The organism is Sphingobium sp. L-44 (genome assembly GCF_056859495.1).
In genome coordinates this window covers 42,954-62,869 of sequence record NZ_JBSXOQ010000123.1, presented here as the reverse complement: position 1 = coordinate 62,869, position 19,916 = coordinate 42,954, and the positions used below count along the sequence as shown (strand labels likewise).

The window sequence follows — 19,916 nt, the reverse complement described above, 5'->3', positions numbered from 1 at the left end:
CAGATGCTTCCCCTCTTCCCTCTGCTGGTCTAAAGGCGGCGGCATGAATGATGTCGCTGCGCCAGCCGCCCAGAGCTGGAAAGTCACCCTGCCCTGCACCCGCGCCGAAGCGGAGGCGCTGGACGGGGACATCGCCGCCTTCGCCCTGATGGAGCATCCGCCGGTGCTGATGACCAGCGAGGCGGAGCCGGACGACGAGAATAAGTGGCAGCTCGACGCCTATTTCGAAGGCAAGCCGAGCCCGGCGGCGATCAAGCTGCTCAAGACCCTGGTGCCCAGCGCATCAGGCATCAAGCCGCAGGTGGAAGCGCTGCCCGACGAGGATTGGGTAACGATGAGCCAGCAGGGGCTGGAACCCGTCACCGCCGGCCGATTCCATGTGCGCAATGTCGCCAGCGACCCCGAACAGCCCGGCCATGTCAATTTCCTGATCGAGGCGAGTCGCGCCTTTGGCACCGGCCAGCATGAGACCACCGCCGGCTGCCTGGCGATGATCGACCGGATGCGCAGCGTCGGCATGCGGTTCCTCAATGTCGCCGATATCGGCACCGGCACCGGCCTGCTCGCCTTTGCCGCAATGACATTATGGCCGCGCGCCCATGCGATTGCTTCCGACATTGATCCGGTGGCGGTCGACATCAGCCGGGAAAATGCCGTGGCGAACGGCATTGCCCTGGGCGGGGGTGCCGGCCAGTTGGCGCTCTGCACCGCCGCCGGCGTAGATCATCCCGCGCTGGTCGGCCGCGCGCCCTATGACCTGCTGATCGCAAACATCCTGGCCGGGCCGCTGATCGAACTGGCGCCTTCGCTCTGCGCGCTGGTGGAGGATGGTGGCACGATCGTGCTCGCCGGCCTGCTCAATGAACAGGCCGATGCGGTAATCGCCGCCTATCGCGCGCAGGGCATGCGCCTCGCCGAACGCAGCGATCGCGGTCATTGGCCGACGCTGCGCCTGCGCAAACGGCCGCAGATCGGCTGGAAGCGCCCCCGCCGCATCAATACCGCCGCGCGTGGCGAAGCCCCCGGCTTCGGCAGCATCTGACTTTTCGACTTATCCACAGGAGACGCTTTCATGGTCCTCACCCGTCAGACGATCATCCATGACGGTCCGGGCGGCACGTTCGAAAGCGTCGCCGTGGTCGACAATGCTGCCGCCGGCCCGGTGCCGGGCATCCTGCTCGTTCCCAATGTCCTGGGCACCAAGGAAGCCGACTTCCTCTATGCGGAGAAGGTAGCGGCGCTGGGCTATGCGGTGCTGGTCGCTGACGTCTTTGGCCAGGGCAAGCGCACCACCCGCACCGATCCCGATGCCGGGCGCTATATGAACGAACTCAACGCCGACCGCGCGCTGCTGCGCGATCGGATGCTGGGCGCCCACGCGCTGCTCAGGGATATGCCGGCGGTCGATGCCACCCGCACGGCCGCGATCGGCTTCTGCTTCGGCGGCAAATGCGTGCTCGACCTGGCCCGCGCGGGCGCCGACATTGCCGGCGGCGTCAGCTTCCACGGCGTCTATGAGGCACCGCCCTTCCCCAACGCCACGATCACCGCCAAGCTGCTGGTCTGCCATGGCTGGGAAGACCCGATCGCGCCGCCCGAGGCGACCGTCGGCCTGGCGAAGGAACTGACCGAGGCGGGCTGCGACTGGCAGATTCATGCCTATGGCCACACCGGCCACGCCTTCACCGACGAAAGCGTCCATATGCCCGAAAAGGGGCTGGCCTATAGCGCCGACGCCGACCGCCGCAGCTTCCGCGCGATGGTGAATTTCCTGGAGGAACTGTTCGGCTAAACCGCCAGCAGCTTCTCCACCGCTGCCGCGATCGCGAACAGGCGCTGGTCCTGCCCTGCCCGCGCCATCAGCATCAGGCCGACCGGCAGGCCGTCCTCGCGCGGCAGCGGCAGGGAAATGGCGCACAGGTCGAAGCTGTTGCCGAGGCCGGTGTTGCGCAGCAGCAGCCGGTTGCGGGCCACGAAGGCCTCGGCATTCGCCACTTCGGCCTGAGTCGGCGCGACGATCGGCGTGGTCGGCAGCACCAATATGTCCAGTCCGGTCAGGCGCGCGTCCATCGATCGCACCAGCGCGGCGCGCTCCACCAGCATCTGCCGGTGGCGTTCGGGCGTCACGTCACGGCCTGCCTGCATCCGTGCCAGCACGATCGGATCGAAATCCTGCGCACGGGTCGCGATTCGATCGCGATGAATGGCATAGGCCTCGACCGAGGCGATCGGCACCGGCGACTGAAGCGCCTGCATCGCGTCGAATTGCGGGAAGACTTCGTCACTGAGCGTCATGCCCGCCTTGCCCAGCCGCGCCAGCGCATCGGCGAAACGCGCCGCGACGGTCGCGTCGAGATCGCCCAGCGGCAGGCCCTGCGGAATGCCGGCGCGCAGCCCCTTGAGCGGCGCGATATCGAGCGGCCGTGCTGCTTCCCCCGCCAAGATCGCATCGGTGCGGAAACAGGCATCGACGCTGGTCGCGATCGGTCCGATCGAATCGAGCGTGGGCGACAGCGGAAAGGCGCCATCGGTCGGCACCCGCGCCTTGGTCGGCACCCGCGCCTTGGTCGGCTTGTAGCCGACGACGCCGCACAGCGCGGCGGGAATGCGGCAGGAACCACCAGTATCGGTGCCGATGGCGATCTCGCACATGGCATCGGCCACCGCGACGCCGCCGCCACTGGTCGATCCGCCCGGCACGCGGGCCCGGTCGGCCGGATTGCCCGGCGTGCCATAATGGGGATTGGCGCCGACGCCGGAAAAGGCGAATTCGACCATGTTGGTCTTGCCGACGATCACCGCACCGGCCTGCTTCAGCCGGGCAACGACCGGCGCATCGACGGTGGCGGGCGGGGCATCGGCCAGGATCAGCGAACCGGCGCGGGTCGGCTCGCCCGCGACATCGAACAGATCCTTGATGCTGACGATGGCGCCGTCGATCGGCGAGAGCGGCGAAGCGGCGCGGGCATCGGCGGCGTCCGCCGCCGCCCGCGCGCTGTCCGCATAGAGGGTGAGGTAGGTGCGCCTGCCCTCCCCCGCCGGGTCGGCGATGCGCGCGAGCGCTGCTTCCAGACGCTCGCGCGACGGGCGGGATTTGGCAATGGCCGGCGCGCCGACCATGCCGAGCGCCATGGCGCCACCGGCGCCGTGCAGGATCGTCCGTCGCGTCACGCCACCATGCTCCATCTATTGCCCCCGATCAGCCCGGTCAGATATCCTCGATCATCTCCGCCAGCACCGCCAGGCAATCCTTGCCGAGCTGCGCGGAACGGGCCGGCGACCAGCCGAAATCGGCGTCGGGCAGATCGTCATTATCCTTGAACGGCATTTCCAGCGTCATCGCGACCGCGCCGAAGCGTTCGGCCAGCTGGTTGGTCGACATGGCGAGATTGGCCTTGCCGCCGCCCGCCACCGGATAACCGAGGCGCGTCTGGAAATCGGGCGTGCGGGCCGCCAGCGTGTCGCGATAGCGATGATAGAGCGAGAGCTGTCGGTCGGTGATCGAGGGAATGCCCTCGAAGCCGGCCAGGAACACCGCCGGGATCGCCTCGTCGCCATGCACGTCCATGGCGAAATCGACGCCGGTCTCGTCCATCGCGGCGCGGACCAGATAGACTTCCGGGCTCTTGTCCATCGACGGCTCATGCCATTCGCGGTTGAGATTGATGCCCGCCGCATTGGTGCGGAGATGACCGCGCCGGCTGCCGTCGGGATTCATGTTGGGGACGATGTGGAAGGTCGCCTTCTGGCGCAGATAGCGCGCCACCGCATCCTCGTCGTCGGTCAGGCGCTCCAGCGCGCCTTCCATCCACCACTCGGCCATGCTTTCGCCGGGATGCTGGCGGGCATAGAGCCAGACATTCTTGGGGCCTTCGCCGACGCTCAGCATGTCGAGCGGCTGGCCGTCCAAGGTCAGGCCCAGTTCGCGATGCTCGACGCCCGGCTGGCACGCGGCCCAGGCGACCAGGTCATGATGGCGCTCCATCGAATAGGGCGCAAAATAGGCAAGCCAGACGGCATTGCTGTCGGGCGAGAGGCGGATCGTCAGCGTACCGGCGGCATAGTCGGTATCGGCCTGCAGCCAATTCTCGCGATCCTCGCTCATCCGCGCCTTGTAGCCCGGCCAGCCGTCGGGATAGGCCGAGCCCGCGCAGTTCACGATCGCCAGTTCCACCTCCCGTCCGGCGGCGCCCGCCAGACGGAAATGGAACCATTGATAGAAGTCGCTGTCCTTGTCCTTGACGATTTCCAGCTCGGCGCGGACGCCTTCTGGACTGTCGGTGATGGAAAGAACGCGGATGTTGCCGCTGTCGAAGGCGCTCGAAATGGAGATGGTCATTTGACCGTTATAGTGCGCCCGGATTCGCCCGGATAGCCCCCGAGGAGGGCGGCAGCGAGCTTTTGCGCGACGGCGCGCGGCTGCGACTCGGGCGTGCCTTCACGCGATTCGGTCGAGGCGCGGCCTTCCCAGATGGCGGCCTGATCGCTGCGACGGCGAATCTGGATCTGCAATTCGGTGGAGACGATATCCTTGGGCTTGCCCGACAGATTGATGCCGACGCCGAGACCGAGGCCGGAATAGCCGCCACTGCCCAGCGCCCCGCCAACGCCCACGCTGACCGGCTTGTCATTGCGCGCGGTGCCGGTCGGGCGGAAGCTGCGGCGGAAGCCGACCAGCGCGACATAGTCGCTGCCCGCATCGCCCGCATTGGTGAAGCCGATCCGCTGCAGTTCCTGGCTCACCGCGCCGGCATAGGTGCGAAATTCCAGGCCAACGTCCGGATTGCCGGGGATTTCCTGTACAGCGATCGATCCGGTCTGTGCCGGGCTGCCATTGTGGAATCGCGTCACCTCCACCGACGGCACCGTCGCGCAGGCGGCGAGCGACAGGGCAAGACAGGAGGAGAGGATGATCTGTTTCAACATGCGATTGCACTCCAACGGGACTATGTCCAACACGCCGCCGACATAGCATTCCCTTCCAACGGGTGAAGCCATGACTTGGCTGCATGCAGGATGAACGGTGGCAAAAGGCGGTGGCCTGCGCTTGACTTTCGGCCGCCTCCCCCATAGGGGCTGCGCTTCGATTTTTCCAATCAGACATGATTCCAGAAGGCTGACAATGAAGATCCGCAACTCGCTCAAGTCGCTCAAGGGCCGCCACCGGGACAACCGCGTGATCCGTCGTCGTGGCCGGACCTACGTCATCAACAAGACCAACCGTCGCTTCAAGGCCCGCCAGGGCTAATAAGCGCGGACGGATCGGCTCGCCGATCCTCCGGACCTTCCAAAGGTCTTATTGAGCGCCCGATCCCATGGATCGGGCGCTCAACGTGTTGGCGCGGCATTTTTACGCGAATCGATTCGCGGCCATGAAAAAAAGCGCGGCCGCCCGAATGGGGCGGCCGCGCCGAATCGATCATGCCAAAGCCGTCAGGCCGGCAGGCTGGGCGTTTCGTCGCGCCCCTTCAGCTCGTCGCCGCGCACGGTCGCCACGTGCAGCACATTGGTCGAACCGGGCGTGCCGAAGGGCACGCCGGCCAGCACCACGATCTTGCCGCCCTTGGCGCTCATGTCGTGGCGCAGCGCCATGCGACGCGCCTTGCCGATCATTTCCTCGAAATTGCCGATATCCTTGGTGCGGATCGCATGGACGCCCCAGGTCAGGCCCAGCTTGCGCGCCGTGTCCGAACGTGGCGTCAATGCCAGGATCGGCGCGGACGGCCGCTCACGCGCCACGCGGCGCACGGTGCTGCCCGACGAGGTGAAGCAGGTGATGACGCTGGCGCCGACGACCGGCACGATGCCGGCGGCAGCCTCCGCCAGGGCGTCAGCGGTGGTCGGATCAGGCCGCGTTTCGGTGAAGTGCAGACGGGCGAAATAGCCCGGATCGCGCTCCACGCTATGGGCGATGCTGTCCATCATCGACACTGCCTCGACCGGCCAGTCGCCCGCCGCCGTTTCGGCAGACAACATGATCGCATCGGCGCCGTCATAGACCGCGGTGGCCACGTCCGACACTTCGGCGCGGGTCGGGGTCGGCGCCTTGATCATCGATTCGAGCATCTGGGTCGCAACCACCACCGGACGGCCCATGCGGCGCGCGGTGGCAACGATCTGCTTCTGCAGCGGCGGCACCGCCTGCGGCGGCAATTCGACGCCCAGATCGCCGCGCGCAACCATCACGCCGTCGGCCATCTCGATAATCTCCTCCAGCCGCTGCACGGCCGAGGGCTTCTCGATCTTCGCCATCAGCGCGCCATGGCCGCCCATCAGCTTGCGCGCCTCGGCCAGATCCTCGGGCCGCTGCACGAAGCTCAAGGCGATCCAGTCGCAGCCCTGATCGACCGCGAAGCTGAGGTCTCGGCGATCCTTGTCGGTCAGCGCCGGCACCGGCACGACCACGTCAGGCACATTCACGCCCTTGCGGTTGGACAGGGTGCCGCCGATTTCGACGATGGTGTCGATTCGCGTGTCCGTGACGGCCTTCACCCGCAGCACCAGCTTGCCGTCATCCAGCAGCAGCCGGGTCTCGGGGACCAGCGCGGCATAGATTTCGGGGTGCGGCAGGTTCACGCGCTCAACGGTGCCCGGCGTGTCGTCCCGATCGAGGACGAAGGGCGCGCCGGTCTCCAGCACCACCAGCCCCTTCTCGAACGTGCCCACGCGCAGCTTGGGGCCCTGAAGGTCGGCCAGGATCGTGGTCGGCCGGGAAAATTCCTTTTCCAGCTCGCGGATCGTGGCGATGCGGGCGGCATGATCCTCATGCGCGCCATGGCTCATATTGACTCGAAAGGCGTCGGCACCCGCGACAAACAATGCGCGGATCATCTCTGCGCTCTCGCTGGCGGGACCGAGGGTCGCGAGAATGCGAACCTTGCGCGAGCGGGGCGATAGTCGTGTCATGTCTTCTCCTGGCCGTATTGATCGCCTCTGGCTTGCCAGGGCGTCGTTATCGATTATCCGTGCTGCACGACAGGATGATGTAGATTAAGCGAAAGGTTCCGCCTGTGTCCGCTACCATACTCAGTGACGCCGTCGCTGCAACCGCCTTCCGTCGGCTGATCGCGCATTTGCAGCATCGGACCGACGTGCAGAATATCGACCTGATGGGCACGGCCGGCTTCTGCCGCAACTGCCTGGCCGACTGGATTGCCGAGGCGGACGGCGATCTGACCCGCGACGAAGCTCGCGAGGTCGTCCACGGCATGCCCTTTGCCGAATGGAAGGCCCGCCATCAGGGCGAGGCGACGCCGCAGCAGATCGCGAAGATGCAGGAGAGCGTGGCGAAAAACGCGGACAACCATTAAGCGTTCAGCAGATCCTGCCGGACCGGCGCCGCGCGCGAAACGCAGTCCGAATTTCCCGAATGGAGCCTGATTCACGGTATCGGCGGACGCGCAAAGCGCTTCCACCTCGCCCGATCAGGCTCTAGGAGCGTCCACCAACCGATTCACACTGACACGGAGATTCCCATGAGCGAGGGCAATATCGCAGCCGACCAGCTGCGCCTTCTAATCGAGCGCATCGAGCGCCTGGAAGAAGAAAAGAAGGGCATCGGCGACGACATCAAGGACGTCTATCTGGAAGCCAAGGCGACCGGTTACGACCCCAAGATCATGCGCCAGATCATCCGCCTGCGTAAGATGCAGCCGCATGACCGCCAGGAAATGGAAGCGATCCTGCAGACCTATCTGTCCGCGCTGGGCATGGAATAAGGCGGTCCACGCCTTATTCCCGACCGGTGCATGCCACCGGACCTTGCCGAGGGGTGCTGTCGACCTACATCTGGTCCAGCCCCCTCGCGCCAGGGGCGCCACCAAAGTGAGAGGACGCCCCTTATGACCGACATCATCGTCAGCACCACCAGCCGCCTGGAAGGCCGTCCCGCCCAGGATTATCTGGGCATTGTCACCGGCGAAGTGATCGTCGGCGCCAACCTCTTCCGTGACCTGTTCGCCAGCGTGCGCGACATCGTCGGCGGCCGATCGGGCGCCTATGAGGATGTGCTGCAACGCGCCCGCAGCGAAGCGATCGAGGAGATGCAGGGCAATGCCCGCAAGCTGGGCGCCAATGCCGTTGTCGGCGTCGACCTCGACTATGAGGTGATCGGCGCCAATGGCTCCATGCTGATGGTCTCCGCCTCGGGCACCGCGATCCGCTACTGATCACCGCGCCTCCGCCATCCTCTAGCGTTGCAGGATGGCGACGCGCTCGCTAGAGAGCGCGCTTCGGTTTCACAGAAAATGTCAGGAGAAGGCCGTGGCCGGCCATTCCAAATTCAAGAACATCATGCATCGCAAGGGTGCGCAGGACAAGAAGCGCTCGTCGATGTTCTCCAAGCTGTCGCGCGAAATCACCGTCGCGGCCAAGATGGGCATGCCCGATCCGGACATGAACCCGCGCCTGCGCCTGGCGGTCAACGCCGCCAAGGCCCAGTCGATGCCCAAGGACAATATCCAGCGCGCGATCGACAAGGCGATCGGCGGCGACATGGAGAATTACGAGGAAATCCGCTATGAGGGCTATGGCCCCGGCGGCGTCGCCATCATCGTCGAGGCACTGACCGACAATCGCAATCGCACCGCGACCAATGTTCGCACCGCCTTTGCCAAGAATGGCGGCAACCTGGGCGCGTCGGGCGCGGTGAGCCATGGCTTCGACCGCCTGGGCCTGATCACCTATCCCGCCAGCGCCGGCGATGCCGACGCCGTCTTCGAAGCCGCGCTGGAAGCGGGTGCGGACGATGTCTCGTCGAACGAAGACGAGCATGAGATCTGGACCGCGATGGACGCGCTGCACGAAGTCGCCAAGGCGCTGGAAGCCAAGCTGGGCCCGGCAGAGGGCGCCAAGCTCGCCTGGAAGCCGCAGACCACGCTGGAAGTCGACGAAGCCAATGCCGCAACGCTGCTGAAGCTGGTCGACACGCTGGAAGATGATGACGACGTCCAGACCGTCTGGGGCAATTATGAAGTCTCCGACGCCGTGATGGAGAAGCTGGGCTAAGATGCCCGGCTCCCGTTCGCTTCGGGCGAGATCGCGCAGCGCCGATGCGCGCCGGTCTTGCCCGACGCGGACGATCCTGCACCCATGATCATACTTGGCCTCGACCCCGGCCTTGGCACCACCGGCTGGGGCCTGATTGCCGCCGACGGCAATCGCCTGACCCATGTCGGCAACGGCCAGATCAAGACCGACAGCGCGATGTCGCTGGCGACGCGGCTGATGGCGCTCGATCTGGCGCTGACCGACCTGATCTTGGAACATCGGCCCGATGGCGCCGCGGTCGAGGAAGTGTTCGTCAACGTCAATCCGCAATCGACGCTGAAGCTGGGCCAGGCGCGCGGCGTCATCCTGCTGAATGCCGCGCGGTCCGGCATGGAAGTGGGCGAATATGCCGCCCGCCTCGTCAAGAAATCGGTCGTCGGCGTCGGCAACGCGTCGAAGGACCAGGTCCATGCCATGGTCCAGCGGCTGCTGCCCGGCGCAAAGATCGTCGGCTCCGACGCGGCCGATGCCCTTGCGGTGGCGATCACCCATGCCCATCATCTGGCGAGCGCCCGGCGGATGCCCGCGCGCTGACCTGCCATCGGAGACCATCGCGACCATGACCGACCTGCCCCACGCCCGCTACATCATCGTCCCGCATGATGGCGCGTGGAAGATCAACCTCAACAACAGCTATTATGGCCCCTTCCCGACGCAGCAGGCAGCGATCGACAGCGCCACCGAAACGGCGAAGAAGGCGGCGGCAGGCGGCTATCCGGCATCGGTCCTGCTGATGAACGGCACCGCGTTCGACACCGCCTGGACCAGCATCGAAAACGAAGACACCTGATTTTTACATATTTCGGGAACTCTTCGTCCCTTTCCGCATTTATCGACACCAGCATAAGCGGGCGCAGGGATGAGCAAGAAGATTCTGATCGTCGAGGACGAGATTTTCGTCGCGTTGGAAATCGAACAGATCGTGCAGGATGCCGGCTTCGATGTCGGCGGCATCGCGGCCGACCGCGAGGCGGCGATGGCCGCCGCCGAATCCTGCGACATCGCCCTGGTCGACCTCAACCTGCGTGATGGCCCCACCGGCCCTGCCATCGGCATGGAACTGGCCAGTCGCTTCGGTATCAAGGTCATCTACGTGACCGCCAATCCGGCGCAGATCGGCACGGCTTCCGTTGCGGCGCTGGGCGTCGTCACCAAGCCCTTCCGCGCACAGAGCATTGCCCAGACCGTGCGTCTGGCCGCCACCGAAGCGACCGACCTCACCACAGCGGAGATTGCCGGCTTTACGCCCTTCCCGCCGCCGCGCGGTGCATCGAGCGTCGCGGTATCCGCAGGCTGAGCCGAAGCCCTTCGGGGCACCATTGCCGTTCGAGCTGACCACCCAGCTGACGCTCGACGCTGAGCGCGATCAGGCGACTGCCAAAGCCTTCGTTGGCCATCGGCGCCACACTCGGCCCGCCCTCTTCGCGCCAGTCGAGCCGGATATCCTCATCCTGCGTCACCACATGCAGCGCGATGAAGCCATCAGGCGTCGATAGCGCGCCATATTTTGCGGCATTGGTCGCCAGTTCATGAAACAGCAGCGCCAGCGGCGTCGCCGAGCGATCATCGATCGGCGGATTGTCGCCTGACAGTTGCAGTCGTTCCCGGCCGCCATAGGGCGCAAAAATCTCCTCCAGCACGCCATGAAGCGATGCCTGCTCCTCCGCCATGCTGACGCCACCGCCATGTGTGCGGACGAAGTCATGCGCCCGCCCCAGCGCCAGGATGCGGTCGCGCAGGTCGTCCGCCCCTTCCTGCATGCCCGGTCGCTCACGGGCTGACAGGCCGATAAGGCCGGCAATGACGGAGAAGATATTCTTGATCCGGTGCGACAGCTCATGCGCGATCATCTCGCGCTCTTCGAGCATGAGCTTCTGTTCGTGAATCTCGGTGCAGGTGCCGATCCAGCGGATGATCTGCCCCTGCGCGTCACGGATTGGCAAGGCGCGCCCCAGCGTCCAGCGATAGAGGCCGTCGCGGTGCCGCAGCCGATATTCGATTTCATAGGGATCGCCGCTCGCCAGCGAATGGCGCCATTTCTCCCAGGCCTTGGGCTGGTCATCGACATGGAACATGCCGTTCCAGGCATCGCCATCGGTCGATCCGGCGGGCACGCCGGTATATTCATACCAGCGCGCATTATAATAATCATGATAGCCGTCGGGCAGGGTCGACCAGACCATTTGCGGCATGGTGTCGGCCAGGGTGCGGAACATGCGATCGCTGTCCGCCACCGCTGCCGCGTCGAGCCGCTGCTGGGCGATCACGTCGCGATCGCGGCGGCGCCCTTCCAGTTCCACCATCACCTGCCGCGCCAGCAGCGACAGCCCCTGGCGCTGCAGCGGGGTCAGATCATCGCGCGGCACCGTGTCGATAACGCAGAGCGCACCCAGCGGCTCGCCATCGCCACCAACCAGCGGCGCCCCGGCATAGAAGCGGATATGCGGCGCACCGGTGACCAGCGCATTGTCGATGAAACGCACATCCTGCGTCGCGTCGGGCACGACGAAGATATTGTCGCCCAGCATGGCGAGGGCGCAGAAGGAGACGTCACGCGGCGTCTCCTCCGCATCCAGCCCGACCCGCGCCAGAAAGCGCTGCCTTACATCCTCGACAATGCTGACGAGCGCGATCGGCGCCCAGCATAGTTGCGCGGCGAAGCTGGTGATATCGTCAAGGGTACGGAAACCGCCGGCGTCGAGATCATAAAGCGCCAGCAGCGCCGCCCGATCCGTTGCCAGGCCGCGTCCGTCAGCCATCGCTGACCCGCTCGATGTCGGCGCCGACGGCCGAGAGCTTTTCCTCCAGCCGCTCATAACCGCGATCGAGATGATAGACGCGGCTGACGATGGTCTCGCCTTCGGCGGCAAGGCCGGCCAGGATCAGGCTCATCGAGGCGCGCAGATCGGTCGCCATCACCGGCGCACCGACCAGCTTGTCGACGCCGCGCACCACGGCGGTGCGGCCGTTGACGCTGATGTCGGCACCCATGCGCGCCAGTTCGGGCACATGCATGTAGCGATTCTCGAAGATCGTCTCGGTCAGGACCGACGCGCCCTCCGCCTTGGTCAGCATCGCCATGAACTGCGCCTGCATGTCGGTCGGGAAGGCCGGGAAAGGCGCGGTCGACAGCGTCAGCGGCTTGAGCTTGCCGTCGGACGAAACGCGGATGCCGTCGCGATGCTCATCGACCTGCACGCCAGCGTCGCGCAGCGCGGCCAGGATGGCGTGCATGTCGTCGGCATTGGCGCCGATCAGGTCAAGCGAACCGCCGGTGATCGCCGCAGCGCAGGCATAGCTGCCCGCCTCGATACGGTCGGGCATGACGCTGTAGGTCGCGCCGTGAAGACGATCGCGGCCATGGATCACCAGCTTGTCGGTGCCCACACCCTCGATATCGGCGCCCATTGCGATCAGCAGCTTGCAGAGATCGACGATCTCCGGCTCGCGCGCGGCATTTTCCAGGATGCAGGTGCCCTTGGCGAGCGAGGCCGCCATCAGCGCATTTTCAGTCGCACCGACCGACACCACCGGGAAGGTATAGATGCCACCGGGCAGGCCGCCATCGGGCAGGCTGGCGCGGACATAGCCGGCCGCGATCTCGATGATCGCGCCAAAGGCTTCCAGTGCCTTGAGGTGCAGGTCGATCGGGCGGTTGCCGATCGCGCAGCCGCCGGGCAGCGACACCCGTGCCTCGCCCGCGCGGGCGAGCAGCGGGCCGAGCACCAGGATCGACGCGCGCATCTTGCGCACGATGTCATAGGGCGCCTCGGTCGAGGTCACGCGGCCGGCACGCATCGTCATGACGCGGCCGAAATCCTCCGGACGGGCGCCTTCGATCATGGTCGACACGCCAAGCTGGTTGAGCAGATGGCCGAAGCTGTCGACGTCGGCCAGGCGCGGCAGATTGCGCAGCGCGACGGGCTCGTCGGTCAGCAACGCGCAGGGCAGCAGCGTCAGGGCAGCGTTCTTAGCGCCGGAGATGGGAAGGCGGCCATTGAGTTGCTTGCCGCCGCGAATGTGAATGCGGTCCATTGGCTAGGTTTCATAGCGTCTATTGCGCGCCGTGCAAGGCGCGCGCGCGGTCGTTCGGCGTGAAAAACGGGCAGGGACGGGCGCGACGGAAGACTATTTTCGCGGATCGCCGCAACCTTGATCGAGTTTAGTGCGCCTTGCCGAAATGCAGCCAAAAGGAGGTTGGGGCGTTCTGCCATCGTAACAACAATTTCAAGAAGAAGGTGTATTGGTGGCGACGAGCTGTTTCGCGGAAAGACTGGCCAAGACGGTTCCCCTGTCCGACGCAGAAAAAGCAGCATTGGCTCGGCTGGAAGAAAATCCCCGCAAGATCAAGCGCGGGGCCATGATCCAGCGCGTCAACGAGACGATCACTGAGTTGTTCGTGCTGCGCGAAGGTCGGGTCATGAGCTATGTCATCCTGCCCGATGGCAGCCGCCAGATATTGCGCGTCTACTTCCCCGGCGATTTCATCGGTTCGGCCAGCACCATCTATAGCAAGGCCCCTGAATCCTTGGTCGCCCTGTCGGACGCTATCGTCTGCCCGTTCGACAAGCATGCGCTGCGCCGGCTGCTGGAGGAATATCCGCGCGTCGCCGCCCTGCTGTTCCTGCTGTCCAATGCGGAGCGGGTAGCGATGACCGACCGGCTTGCCTCGCTCGGCCGCACATCGGCCAGGGCGCGGGTAGCCTCCTTCCTGCTCGACATGTTCGACCGGCTGCGCGTGACGGACGACAGCATCACCGACAGTTTCGACCTGAAGCTGACGCAGGAAGAGATTGGCGACGCGATCGGCCTGACGTCGGTTCATGTGAACCGGATGATACGACAGATGGAGCAGGAAAAGCTGATCAGCCGTGCCAATGGCCGGATCACGCTGGTCGACATGGCCCGGCTGGAAGAGATCGGCCATTATACCAACCGGCACAAACATATGGACCTGGACTGGCTGCCCGCAATGAGCTGACGCGCCGCGCGTCAGGCCAGCAGTTCGACATCCCAATAGAGCCAGTCGTGCCAGCTTTCGTGGAGATAGCCGGGCGGGAAGGCGCGGCCATGTTCCTGTAGCTGCCAGCTGGTCGGCCGGATCGGCTGAACATGCAACTGCATGCCCGCTTCGCGCGGCGTGCGCCCGCCCTTCTTGAGATTGCAGGGCGAACAAGCGGTCGCGACATTCTCCCAGGTGGTGCGGCCACCCGCGCGCCGCGGCACGACATGGTCGAAGGTCAGATCATGCGTCGTGCCGCAATATTGGCAGCTGAAACGATCGCGCAGGAACAGGTTGAACCGGGTGAAGGCCGGATGCTCCGAGGGTCGCACATATTGCTTGAGCGCGATGACCGAGGGGATGCGCATCTGCAGGCTGGGGCTGTGGACTTCCCGCTCATAGGAAGAGACGATATCCACCCGCTCCAGAAAAATCGCCTTGATGGCGGTCTGCCAGGGCCACAGGCTCAGGGGATAATAGCTGAGCGGGGTATAGTCCGCATTCAAAACCAGCGCCGGGCAGTTTTCCGGATGCCGTATCAGGTCGGGATGGTACATAGTCGCCTCTACCCCCTTGCCGACGCCGCTGATCGACCAACAACGTGACAAGAGCATGACAGCATTAACGAATATCCGCCGTCAAGAGCCTGTATGACTCAATCCACCGCACCACAGCATCTTGTGAGTCGTTTCGCGCCAAGCCCCACCGGTCGATTGCATGTCGGCCATGGCTGGTCGGCACTGATGGCGATGGACCTGGCACGGGCCGCGGGTGGTGCCTTTCGCCTGCGGATCGAGGATATCGACGGCACCCGCAGCCGGCCCGAACATGTCGACGGGATTGTCGAGGATCTGCGCTGGCTGGGCGTGGCATGGGATGGGGAGATCATCTTCCAGTCGCAGCGCCTGGCCGACTATGACGCGGCGCTCGACCGACTGCGCGCGATGAACCTGCTCTATCCCTGCTTCTGCACGCGCGCCGATATCCAGGCGAGCCTTACCGCGCCGCATGGCCCGGAAGGCCCGGTCTATCCCGGCACCTGTCGCGCCCTGCCGAACGCCCAGCGCGCGCAACGTATCGCGGCGGGCATGCCCCACGCCTGGCGGATCGACATGCAGGCGGCGGTCGCACAGACGGGGCCACTCCGCTGGGCCGCCCTGCCCTATCCGCCCGATCCCAACGCGGCGCCATGCGAAATAGCAGCCGATCCAGCGGCAGCGGGCGATGTCGTGCTGGCGCGCAAGGATGCGCCGGCCAGCTATCATCTGTCCTGCACGCTGGACGATGCGGCGATGGGCGTCACCCATGTGCTGCGCGGCAATGACCTGCGCGCCGCGACCGACATCCATCGCCTGCTGCAGGCGCTGCTCGACTTGCCAAGCCCCGCCTATATCCACCACCCGCTGCTGCTGGGCGCCGATGGCAAGAGGCTGGCGAAGCGGGACGGGGCGATCGCGCTCGCCGAACTGCGTGGCGCCGGCATGGACCCGCAGCGCCTGGCCGATGATCTGCGCGCCGGGCGCTTTCCGGTTGGCATCACCATCGGAGCGGCCTAGCATCCCCCCATGACCACCGTGCTCGTCATCGCCCTCATCCTTGCCATGGCCGCGACCCTGTTCGCGCTTGTCCGCGGCATCATCGCCTTCCTCCAGGCGACGAAGGAGGAACTGAACCTGCCGGAGGGGGCGCCGCGCCCGTCCAGCCTGAAGCAGAACCGGATGATGATGAACCGCATCCTGTTCCAGGCCGGCGCCGTCATCATCATCGCCCTGTTGCTGATGATGAAGGGCAATGGCTGAGGCCTGATGGTCAAGCTCAACAAGATCTACACCCGCACCGGGGACGCGGGCACCACCGGCCTGGTCGATGGGTCGCGCCTGCCCAAGCATGCGCCGCGCATGCAGGCGGTGGGCGACGTGGACGAGGCGAACAGCGCGATCGGCCTCGCCATCCTGGCGATCGGCGACAGGCCCGAAGCAGCCTGGCTGACCACCATCCAGAATGATTTGTTCGATCTGGGCGCGGACCTTGCCACCCCGATCCCGGATGGCGCGGACGAGCCCTGGGCGCTGCGCATCATTGCCGGCCAGGTCGCGCGACTGGAGCAGCAGATCGACGACATGAACGCCGATTTGGCTCCGCTCGACAGCTTCATCCTGCCGGGCGGCAGTCCGGCCGCTGCCGCCGTCCACCTCGCCCGTGCGATCACCCGCCGGGCCGAGCGCAGCGCCACGGCGGCCGCCGTCGATGTCGCGCTCAATCCGCAGGCGCTGGCCTATCTCAACCGCCTGTCCGACCTGCTGTTCGTGCTCGCCCGCCGGCTGAACGACAATGGCGCGCGCGATGTTAAATGGGTGCCGGGCGCGTCAAGACAGGTCTGATTTCAACGGCCTGGCTACCATCGGCCACGCTTTGCCTTGCAGCGCAACATTAACCCTATTCATTCAGAGCGCGTTTAGCCAATTCTCCAAATTTGCGGGTTATTCGCAATTAGTGAGAGGGCCAAGATGCAATTCTATCTGGCAACATCCTTCATCTTTCCGCACAGCCTGCGCCTGCGCCTGTTCGCACTCTGCTTCGTCGCGACCCATCTGCCGCTGATCGGCTATATCAGCTGGGGCATGGCCACCGGCCGGATCGCGCTGGCCGAGTTCCTGCTGCTGCTCGGCGCCACGCTGGTCGGCACGATCATGGCGCTGATGGGGATCGGCGCGCTGCTGAGCCCGATCCATGCGCTGGCCGATACGCTGCGCCCCGACAGTCCCGAGGCACCGGTCCTGCCCGAAGTCGGCGACGTGATCCGCACCCTCTATGCCGGCGTTCACCGCGCCGCGACATCGACCCGCGCGCAGATGGACGAATTGCAGGTGGCGGCGCATGAAGATCCGCTGACCGGCATCGCCAACCGGCGCGGCCTGCTGGCGCAGATCGACGAGCTGCCGGTCGAAAAGCGCCAGGGCTGCATCGCGATCATCGACATCGATCATTTCAAGCAGGTCAATGACCGGCTGGGCCATGACGAGGGCGACCGGGTGCTGCGCGATTTCGCCACCCGCCTGTCGGCCCAGATCCGGCGCATCGACATGGTCGCGCGCTGGGGCGGCGAGGAATTTGCCGTCTTCTTCCAGCATTGCATCGAGGATGAGGCGAGCTGGTCGCTGGCCCGCCTGGCCGAGCAGATTCGCGAACATCCGCTGGGCGATGTCGATGGCCGCCCGATCACCTTTTCCGCCGGCATCTGTCGCTGGAAGGGCGAGGAGATGGACGAGGTGCTGCGCCTTGCCGACCAGGCGCTGTACGAAGCCAAGGCCAATGGCCGCAACCAGCTGCGCCGTGCCCGGCCGGAGCGCACTGCCGCCTGATTCTGCGCCGCAGCGGGCCGGCAAGGAACCGACCTGCCCGGTCATGCGCTTACCCCTTGCGAGAGCGGTGCAACCGTATCGAAAGGGGCGTGCATGGCCAAAATCTGGATCCAGCCCGGACAGGAGGCGCTGGCGGAACGCTATCGCGCCGTCCGCGCCCTGACGCAGGCGCTGGCCGCCCCTTTGTCCGACGCGGATGCCACGGTGCAGTCGATGCCCGACGCATCGCCCGCCAAATGGCATCTGGCCCATGTCAGCTGGTTCTTCGAAACTTTTGTCCTGCGCGATCATGTCGAGGGTTATCGCCCGTTCGACGACCGCTTCGCCTATCTGTTCAACAGCTATTATGAGGCGGAAGGGCCGCGCCATGCCCGGCCGATGCGGGGCATGCTGACCCGGCCGAGCCTGAACGACGTGCGCGCCTATCGCGCCCATGTCGATGCCGCCCTGCTGGCCGCCATGCCGCATCTGCCGGAGGCCGCCTGCACGCTGGTGACGCTGGGCCTGCAGCATGAGCAGCAGCATCAGGAATTGCTGCTGACCGACCTGCAGCATCTTTTTTCGCTCAATCCCATCGCACCCGCCCTGTTCGATGCGCCCAGGGCGATGCCCGCGCCGGTGCCCGGCCCGCTGCACTGGATCGAGGGACGCGAGGGGCTGGTCGAGATCGGCGACGACGGCAAGACCGGTTTCGCCTTCGATTGCGAGGGGCCGCGCCACAAGGTCTTCCTGCGCCCCCATGCCCTGGCCCACCGGCCGATCACCAATGGCGAATGGGTCAGCTTCATCGAGGATGGCGGCTATCGCGACCCGGCGCTGTGGCTGTCGGATGGCTGGGCCTGGGTCCAGGCGGAAGGGATAGAGGCGCCGCTCTACTGGCAGCGCGGCGAGCAGGGCTGGACCCGTTTCGGCCTGGACGGACGCCAGCCGGTCAATCCCGCCGCCCCCGCCTGCCATATCAGCCTGTATGAGGCCGACGCCTATGCCAGTTGGGCGGGCGCGCGCCTGCCGACCGAGGCGGAATGGGAAAGCGCGGCGCTCAACATCGCGCCGACCAGTGGCGAACAACTGGACGGCGCCGCCTGCCCCCGCCCCCGCGCCGCCGAAGACGGCACCAGCCTGACCCAGATGTTCGGCGATGTATGGGAATGGACCGGCAGCGCCTATCGCCCCTATCCCGGCTTTCGCACCGCCCCCGGCGCGGTCGGCGAATATAATGGCAAGTTCATGTCCGGGCAGTTCGTGCTGAAGGGCGGCAGCTGCGCCACCCCGCGCGGCCATGTCCGCGCCAGTTACCGCAATTTCTTCCACCCCCATCAACGCTGGCAGTTCACGGGACTGCGGCTGGCCAAGGATCTGTAAGCCCCATGCTGCTGACACATGACATGCCCGCCGCCCGCACCATCGACCCGGCCTTTCGTCGCGATATCTTGGCCGGCCTTGCCCGATCGCCCAAGGCGACCCCGCCCATCTGGTTCTATGACCGGCGCGGATCGGAATTGTTCGAGGATATTACCGACCTGCCCGAATATTATCCGACCCGCACCGAAACCGCGCTGCTGGCCGGTCATGGCGATGATTTCGCCGCCGCCATCGGCGCCGGTCGGGCGGTGGTGGAATTCGGCGCCGGCAGCGCGCGCAAGACACCGCACCTGCTGCGCGCGATCAATCCCGCCGCCTATGTGCCGATCGACATCAGCGGCGATTTCCTGCGCACCAGCAGCGCCGAACTGGCGAGCGCCTTTCCCGGACTGCCGGTGCTGCCGCTGGTCGGCGACTTCACGGGCACATTGGCCCTGCCCGATGCGATCGACGGGCTGCCGCGGCTCGGCTTCTTCCCCGGCTCGACGATCGGCAACAGCGAACCCGACACCGCCGTCGACCTGCTGCGCGCGATGCGCAGGTTGTTGGGTGACGAGGCCATGCTGCTGATCGGCATGGACCGGATCAAGGATCGCGACCGGCTGATCGCCGCCTATGACGATGAAGCCGGTGTCACCGCCGCCTTCAACCGCAACCTGCTGGTACGGATCAACCGCGAACTGGAGGGCGACCTGCCGGTCGACGCCTTTGCCCATCGCGCCATCTGGAATGACGAGAAGGCGCGGATCGAGATGCATCTGGAAGCGACCGAGCCGCTGCATTTCCATGTCGCGGGCCAATGTTTCCACATGAAGATGGGCGAGACCATCCATACCGAGAGCAGCCATAAATATGGCGCGCGCGACGAACGGCTGCTGCTGCGCGCGGGCGGATGGGAACCCACGACCGAATGGATGGACCCGGACGGCCTGTTCGCGCTGGTGCTGGCGAAGGCGGGGTAGAATCTGCCGGGGAATTTCACGCGACAGTCGAAGTTCACAGTGTCGTGGGGCTGATTCCGGCCAAATGCGCCGGCCATGCGCCTGCCCCGCGCCGGTGAAGCGACAGTCGCGCGACAATCGGGTCAGGGCGACGCGCCTTCGACGCGACACGGACGCGACAGCGAGGCGACAGTGAAGCGA

General features: G+C 65.7%; 24 protein-coding genes. 17 read left to right on the top strand and 7 right to left on the bottom strand.

Annotated features, from left to right (window positions below):
* The first annotated feature begins 43 nt into the window (after nt 1-43).
* On the top strand, nt 44-1,042 hold the full coding sequence (locus tag AC13EK_RS24195; RefSeq protein WP_277788296.1) for a 50S ribosomal protein L11 methyltransferase: 999 nt from the start codon (nt 44-46) through the stop codon (nt 1,040-1,042).
* 30 nt (nt 1,043-1,072) lie between these two features.
* A complete protein-coding gene (locus AC13EK_RS24190) occupies nt 1,073-1,792 on the top strand; it encodes a dienelactone hydrolase family protein (protein ID WP_069336866.1) in 720 nt (239 codons plus the stop codon).
* On the opposite strand, the gene AC13EK_RS24185 is transcribed toward AC13EK_RS24190, so the two are convergent.
* From AC13EK_RS24185 to AC13EK_RS24175, 3 genes are read right to left on the bottom strand one after another with little or no spacing between them, the layout of a single operon-like run.
* Entirely contained in the window at nt 1,789-3,171 is a 1,383-nt protein-coding gene (locus tag AC13EK_RS24185) for an amidase (protein WP_234792236.1), read from the bottom strand. The two genes, AC13EK_RS24190 and AC13EK_RS24185, sit on opposite strands and share 4 nt — an antisense overlap.
* A 37-nt stretch (nt 3,172-3,208) precedes the next feature.
* Nucleotides 3,209-4,339 carry a M14 family metallopeptidase gene (locus AC13EK_RS24180; protein WP_069336865.1) on the bottom strand — a complete coding sequence of 377 codons (1,131 nt, stop codon included), beginning with the start codon at nt 4,337-4,339 and terminating at the stop codon, nt 3,209-3,211.
* Nucleotides 4,336-4,926, bottom strand: a complete 591-nt coding sequence (locus tag AC13EK_RS24175; RefSeq protein WP_069336864.1) for a DUF4136 domain-containing protein — start codon at nt 4,924-4,926, stop codon at nt 4,336-4,338. Before AC13EK_RS24175 ends, AC13EK_RS24180 begins: the two co-directional genes overlap by 4 nt.
* Nucleotides 4,927-5,122: 196 nt before the next feature.
* On the opposite strand from AC13EK_RS24175, the gene ykgO reads away from it, so the two are divergent.
* Nucleotides 5,123-5,248 (top strand): type B 50S ribosomal protein L36, encoded by a 126-nt coding sequence (gene ykgO / locus AC13EK_RS24170; RefSeq protein ID WP_004210176.1) that lies wholly within the window; start codon nt 5,123-5,125, stop codon nt 5,246-5,248.
* 185 nt (nt 5,249-5,433) lie between these two features.
* Here ykgO and pyk read toward each other — a convergent pair whose 3' ends face one another.
* Nucleotides 5,434-6,906 (bottom strand): pyruvate kinase, encoded by a 1,473-nt coding sequence (gene pyk, locus AC13EK_RS24165; protein ID WP_010339297.1) that lies wholly within the window; start codon nt 6,904-6,906, stop codon nt 5,434-5,436.
* 104 nt (nt 6,907-7,010) lie between these two features.
* Here pyk and AC13EK_RS24160 point away from each other — a divergent pair, with 104 nt between their 5' ends.
* From AC13EK_RS24160 to AC13EK_RS24130, 7 genes are all read left to right on the top strand, one after another.
* The gene (locus AC13EK_RS24160) at nt 7,011-7,310 is read left to right on the top strand and encodes a DUF1244 domain-containing protein (RefSeq protein ID WP_069336863.1); all 300 of its coding nucleotides are present in this window, start codon (nt 7,011-7,013) and stop codon (nt 7,308-7,310) included.
* Nucleotides 7,311-7,475: 165 nt separating this feature from the next.
* Nucleotides 7,476-7,718 carry a DUF2312 domain-containing protein gene (locus AC13EK_RS24155; protein ID WP_004210171.1) on the top strand — a complete coding sequence of 81 codons (243 nt, stop codon included), beginning with the start codon at nt 7,476-7,478 and terminating at the stop codon, nt 7,716-7,718.
* 123 nt (nt 7,719-7,841) lie between these two features.
* Complete coding sequence (locus AC13EK_RS24150; protein WP_004210170.1) at nt 7,842-8,168, top strand: heavy metal-binding domain-containing protein; 327 nt, start codon at nt 7,842-7,844, stop codon at nt 8,166-8,168.
* Between the two features lie 94 nt (nt 8,169-8,262).
* Nucleotides 8,263-9,006 (top strand): YebC/PmpR family DNA-binding transcriptional regulator, encoded by a 744-nt coding sequence (locus tag AC13EK_RS24145; protein ID WP_004210169.1) that lies wholly within the window; start codon nt 8,263-8,265, stop codon nt 9,004-9,006.
* 84 nt (nt 9,007-9,090) lie between these two features.
* Nucleotides 9,091-9,582 (top strand): crossover junction endodeoxyribonuclease RuvC, encoded by a 492-nt coding sequence (gene ruvC / locus AC13EK_RS24140; protein WP_004210168.1) that lies wholly within the window; start codon nt 9,091-9,093, stop codon nt 9,580-9,582.
* A gap of 25 nt (nt 9,583-9,607) precedes the next feature.
* On the top strand, nt 9,608-9,838 hold the full coding sequence (locus tag AC13EK_RS24135) for a DUF2188 domain-containing protein (RefSeq protein ID WP_029547950.1): 231 nt from the start codon (nt 9,608-9,610) through the stop codon (nt 9,836-9,838).
* 69 nt (nt 9,839-9,907) lie between these two features.
* Entirely contained in the window at nt 9,908-10,345 is a 438-nt protein-coding gene (locus AC13EK_RS24130) for a response regulator (RefSeq protein WP_010339293.1), read from the top strand.
* On the opposite strand, the gene AC13EK_RS24125 is transcribed toward AC13EK_RS24130, so the two are convergent.
* The gene (locus tag AC13EK_RS24125; protein ID WP_069336862.1) at nt 10,290-11,807 is read right to left on the bottom strand and encodes a sensor histidine kinase; all 1,518 of its coding nucleotides are present in this window, start codon (nt 11,805-11,807) and stop codon (nt 10,290-10,292) included. The two genes, AC13EK_RS24130 and AC13EK_RS24125, sit on opposite strands and share 56 nt — an antisense overlap.
* On the bottom strand, nt 11,800-13,083 hold the full coding sequence (gene murA / locus AC13EK_RS24120; RefSeq protein ID WP_004210161.1) for a UDP-N-acetylglucosamine 1-carboxyvinyltransferase: 1,284 nt from the start codon (nt 13,081-13,083) through the stop codon (nt 11,800-11,802). Before murA ends, AC13EK_RS24125 begins: the two co-directional genes overlap by 8 nt.
* Before the next feature lie 208 nt (nt 13,084-13,291).
* On the opposite strand from murA, the gene AC13EK_RS24115 reads away from it, so the two are divergent.
* Nucleotides 13,292-14,029 (top strand): Crp/Fnr family transcriptional regulator, encoded by a 738-nt coding sequence (locus AC13EK_RS24115; protein WP_004210159.1) that lies wholly within the window; start codon nt 13,292-13,294, stop codon nt 14,027-14,029.
* An 11-nt stretch (nt 14,030-14,040) separates the two neighbouring features.
* On the opposite strand, the gene AC13EK_RS24110 is transcribed toward AC13EK_RS24115, so the two are convergent.
* Nucleotides 14,041-14,607, bottom strand: a complete 567-nt coding sequence (locus tag AC13EK_RS24110; RefSeq protein WP_037506283.1) for an HNH endonuclease — start codon at nt 14,605-14,607, stop codon at nt 14,041-14,043.
* 93 nt (nt 14,608-14,700) lie between these two features.
* On the opposite strand from AC13EK_RS24110, the gene gluQRS reads away from it, so the two are divergent.
* The 6 genes from gluQRS to egtD all read left to right on the top strand — a co-directional run bounded on the left by gluQRS (nt 14,701) and on the right by egtD (nt 19,736).
* The gene (gene gluQRS, locus AC13EK_RS24105; protein WP_170828671.1) at nt 14,701-15,606 is read left to right on the top strand and encodes a tRNA glutamyl-Q(34) synthetase GluQRS; all 906 of its coding nucleotides are present in this window, start codon (nt 14,701-14,703) and stop codon (nt 15,604-15,606) included.
* 9 nt (nt 15,607-15,615) lie between these two features.
* Nucleotides 15,616-15,849 (top strand): twin transmembrane helix small protein, encoded by a 234-nt coding sequence (locus AC13EK_RS24100; protein WP_004210155.1) that lies wholly within the window; start codon nt 15,616-15,618, stop codon nt 15,847-15,849.
* A 6-nt stretch (nt 15,850-15,855) separates the two neighbouring features.
* Nucleotides 15,856-16,431, top strand: a complete 576-nt coding sequence (locus AC13EK_RS24095) for a cob(I)yrinic acid a,c-diamide adenosyltransferase (RefSeq protein ID WP_069336860.1) — start codon at nt 15,856-15,858, stop codon at nt 16,429-16,431.
* Between the two features lie 126 nt (nt 16,432-16,557).
* A complete protein-coding gene (locus AC13EK_RS24090) occupies nt 16,558-17,412 on the top strand; it encodes a GGDEF domain-containing protein (protein ID WP_483022423.1) in 855 nt (284 codons plus the stop codon).
* 93 nt (nt 17,413-17,505) lie between these two features.
* A complete protein-coding gene (gene egtB, locus AC13EK_RS24085) occupies nt 17,506-18,774 on the top strand; it encodes an ergothioneine biosynthesis protein EgtB (protein WP_010339288.1) in 1,269 nt (422 codons plus the stop codon).
* A gap of 5 nt (nt 18,775-18,779) precedes the next feature.
* The gene (gene egtD, locus AC13EK_RS24080) at nt 18,780-19,736 is read left to right on the top strand and encodes an L-histidine N(alpha)-methyltransferase (RefSeq protein WP_069336859.1); all 957 of its coding nucleotides are present in this window, start codon (nt 18,780-18,782) and stop codon (nt 19,734-19,736) included.
* Nucleotides 19,737-19,916: the final 180 nt, after the last annotated feature.

Bases quoted from the DNA above. Each gene is read 5' to 3' on its own strand.
- gluQRS (WP_170828671.1), top strand. From the start codon at position 14,701: ATGACTCAATCCACCGCACCACAGCATCTTGTGAGTCGTTTCGCGCCA.
- AC13EK_RS24090 (WP_483022423.1), top strand. From the start codon at position 16,558: ATGCAATTCTATCTGGCAACATCCTTCATCTTTCCGCACAGCCTGCGC.
- ykgO (WP_004210176.1), top strand. From the start codon at position 5,123: ATGAAGATCCGCAACTCGCTCAAGTCGCTCAAGGGCCGCCACCGGGAC.
- AC13EK_RS24125 (WP_069336862.1), bottom strand. From the start codon at position 11,807: ATGGCTGACGGACGCGGCCTGGCAACGGATCGGGCGGCGCTGCTGGCG.
- egtD (WP_069336859.1), top strand. From the start codon at position 18,780: ATGCTGCTGACACATGACATGCCCGCCGCCCGCACCATCGACCCGGCC.
- AC13EK_RS24135 (WP_029547950.1), top strand. From the start codon at position 9,608: ATGACCGACCTGCCCCACGCCCGCTACATCATCGTCCCGCATGATGGC.
- AC13EK_RS24095 (WP_069336860.1), top strand. From the start codon at position 15,856: ATGGTCAAGCTCAACAAGATCTACACCCGCACCGGGGACGCGGGCACC.
- murA (WP_004210161.1), bottom strand. From the start codon at position 13,083: ATGGACCGCATTCACATTCGCGGCGGCAAGCAACTCAATGGCCGCCTT.
- AC13EK_RS24195 (WP_277788296.1), top strand. From the start codon at position 44: ATGAATGATGTCGCTGCGCCAGCCGCCCAGAGCTGGAAAGTCACCCTG.
- AC13EK_RS24110 (WP_037506283.1), bottom strand. From the start codon at position 14,607: ATGTACCATCCCGACCTGATACGGCATCCGGAAAACTGCCCGGCGCTG.
- AC13EK_RS24155 (WP_004210171.1), top strand. From the start codon at position 7,476: ATGAGCGAGGGCAATATCGCAGCCGACCAGCTGCGCCTTCTAATCGAG.
- AC13EK_RS24190 (WP_069336866.1), top strand. From the start codon at position 1,073: ATGGTCCTCACCCGTCAGACGATCATCCATGACGGTCCGGGCGGCACG.
- pyk (WP_010339297.1), bottom strand. From the start codon at position 6,906: ATGACACGACTATCGCCCCGCTCGCGCAAGGTTCGCATTCTCGCGACC.
- AC13EK_RS24130 (WP_010339293.1), top strand. From the start codon at position 9,908: ATGAGCAAGAAGATTCTGATCGTCGAGGACGAGATTTTCGTCGCGTTG.
- AC13EK_RS24100 (WP_004210155.1), top strand. From the start codon at position 15,616: ATGACCACCGTGCTCGTCATCGCCCTCATCCTTGCCATGGCCGCGACC.
- egtB (WP_010339288.1), top strand. From the start codon at position 17,506: ATGGCCAAAATCTGGATCCAGCCCGGACAGGAGGCGCTGGCGGAACGC.
- ruvC (WP_004210168.1), top strand. From the start codon at position 9,091: ATGATCATACTTGGCCTCGACCCCGGCCTTGGCACCACCGGCTGGGGC.
- AC13EK_RS24150 (WP_004210170.1), top strand. From the start codon at position 7,842: ATGACCGACATCATCGTCAGCACCACCAGCCGCCTGGAAGGCCGTCCC.
- AC13EK_RS24175 (WP_069336864.1), bottom strand. From the start codon at position 4,926: ATGTTGAAACAGATCATCCTCTCCTCCTGTCTTGCCCTGTCGCTCGCC.
- AC13EK_RS24180 (WP_069336865.1), bottom strand. From the start codon at position 4,339: ATGACCATCTCCATTTCGAGCGCCTTCGACAGCGGCAACATCCGCGTT.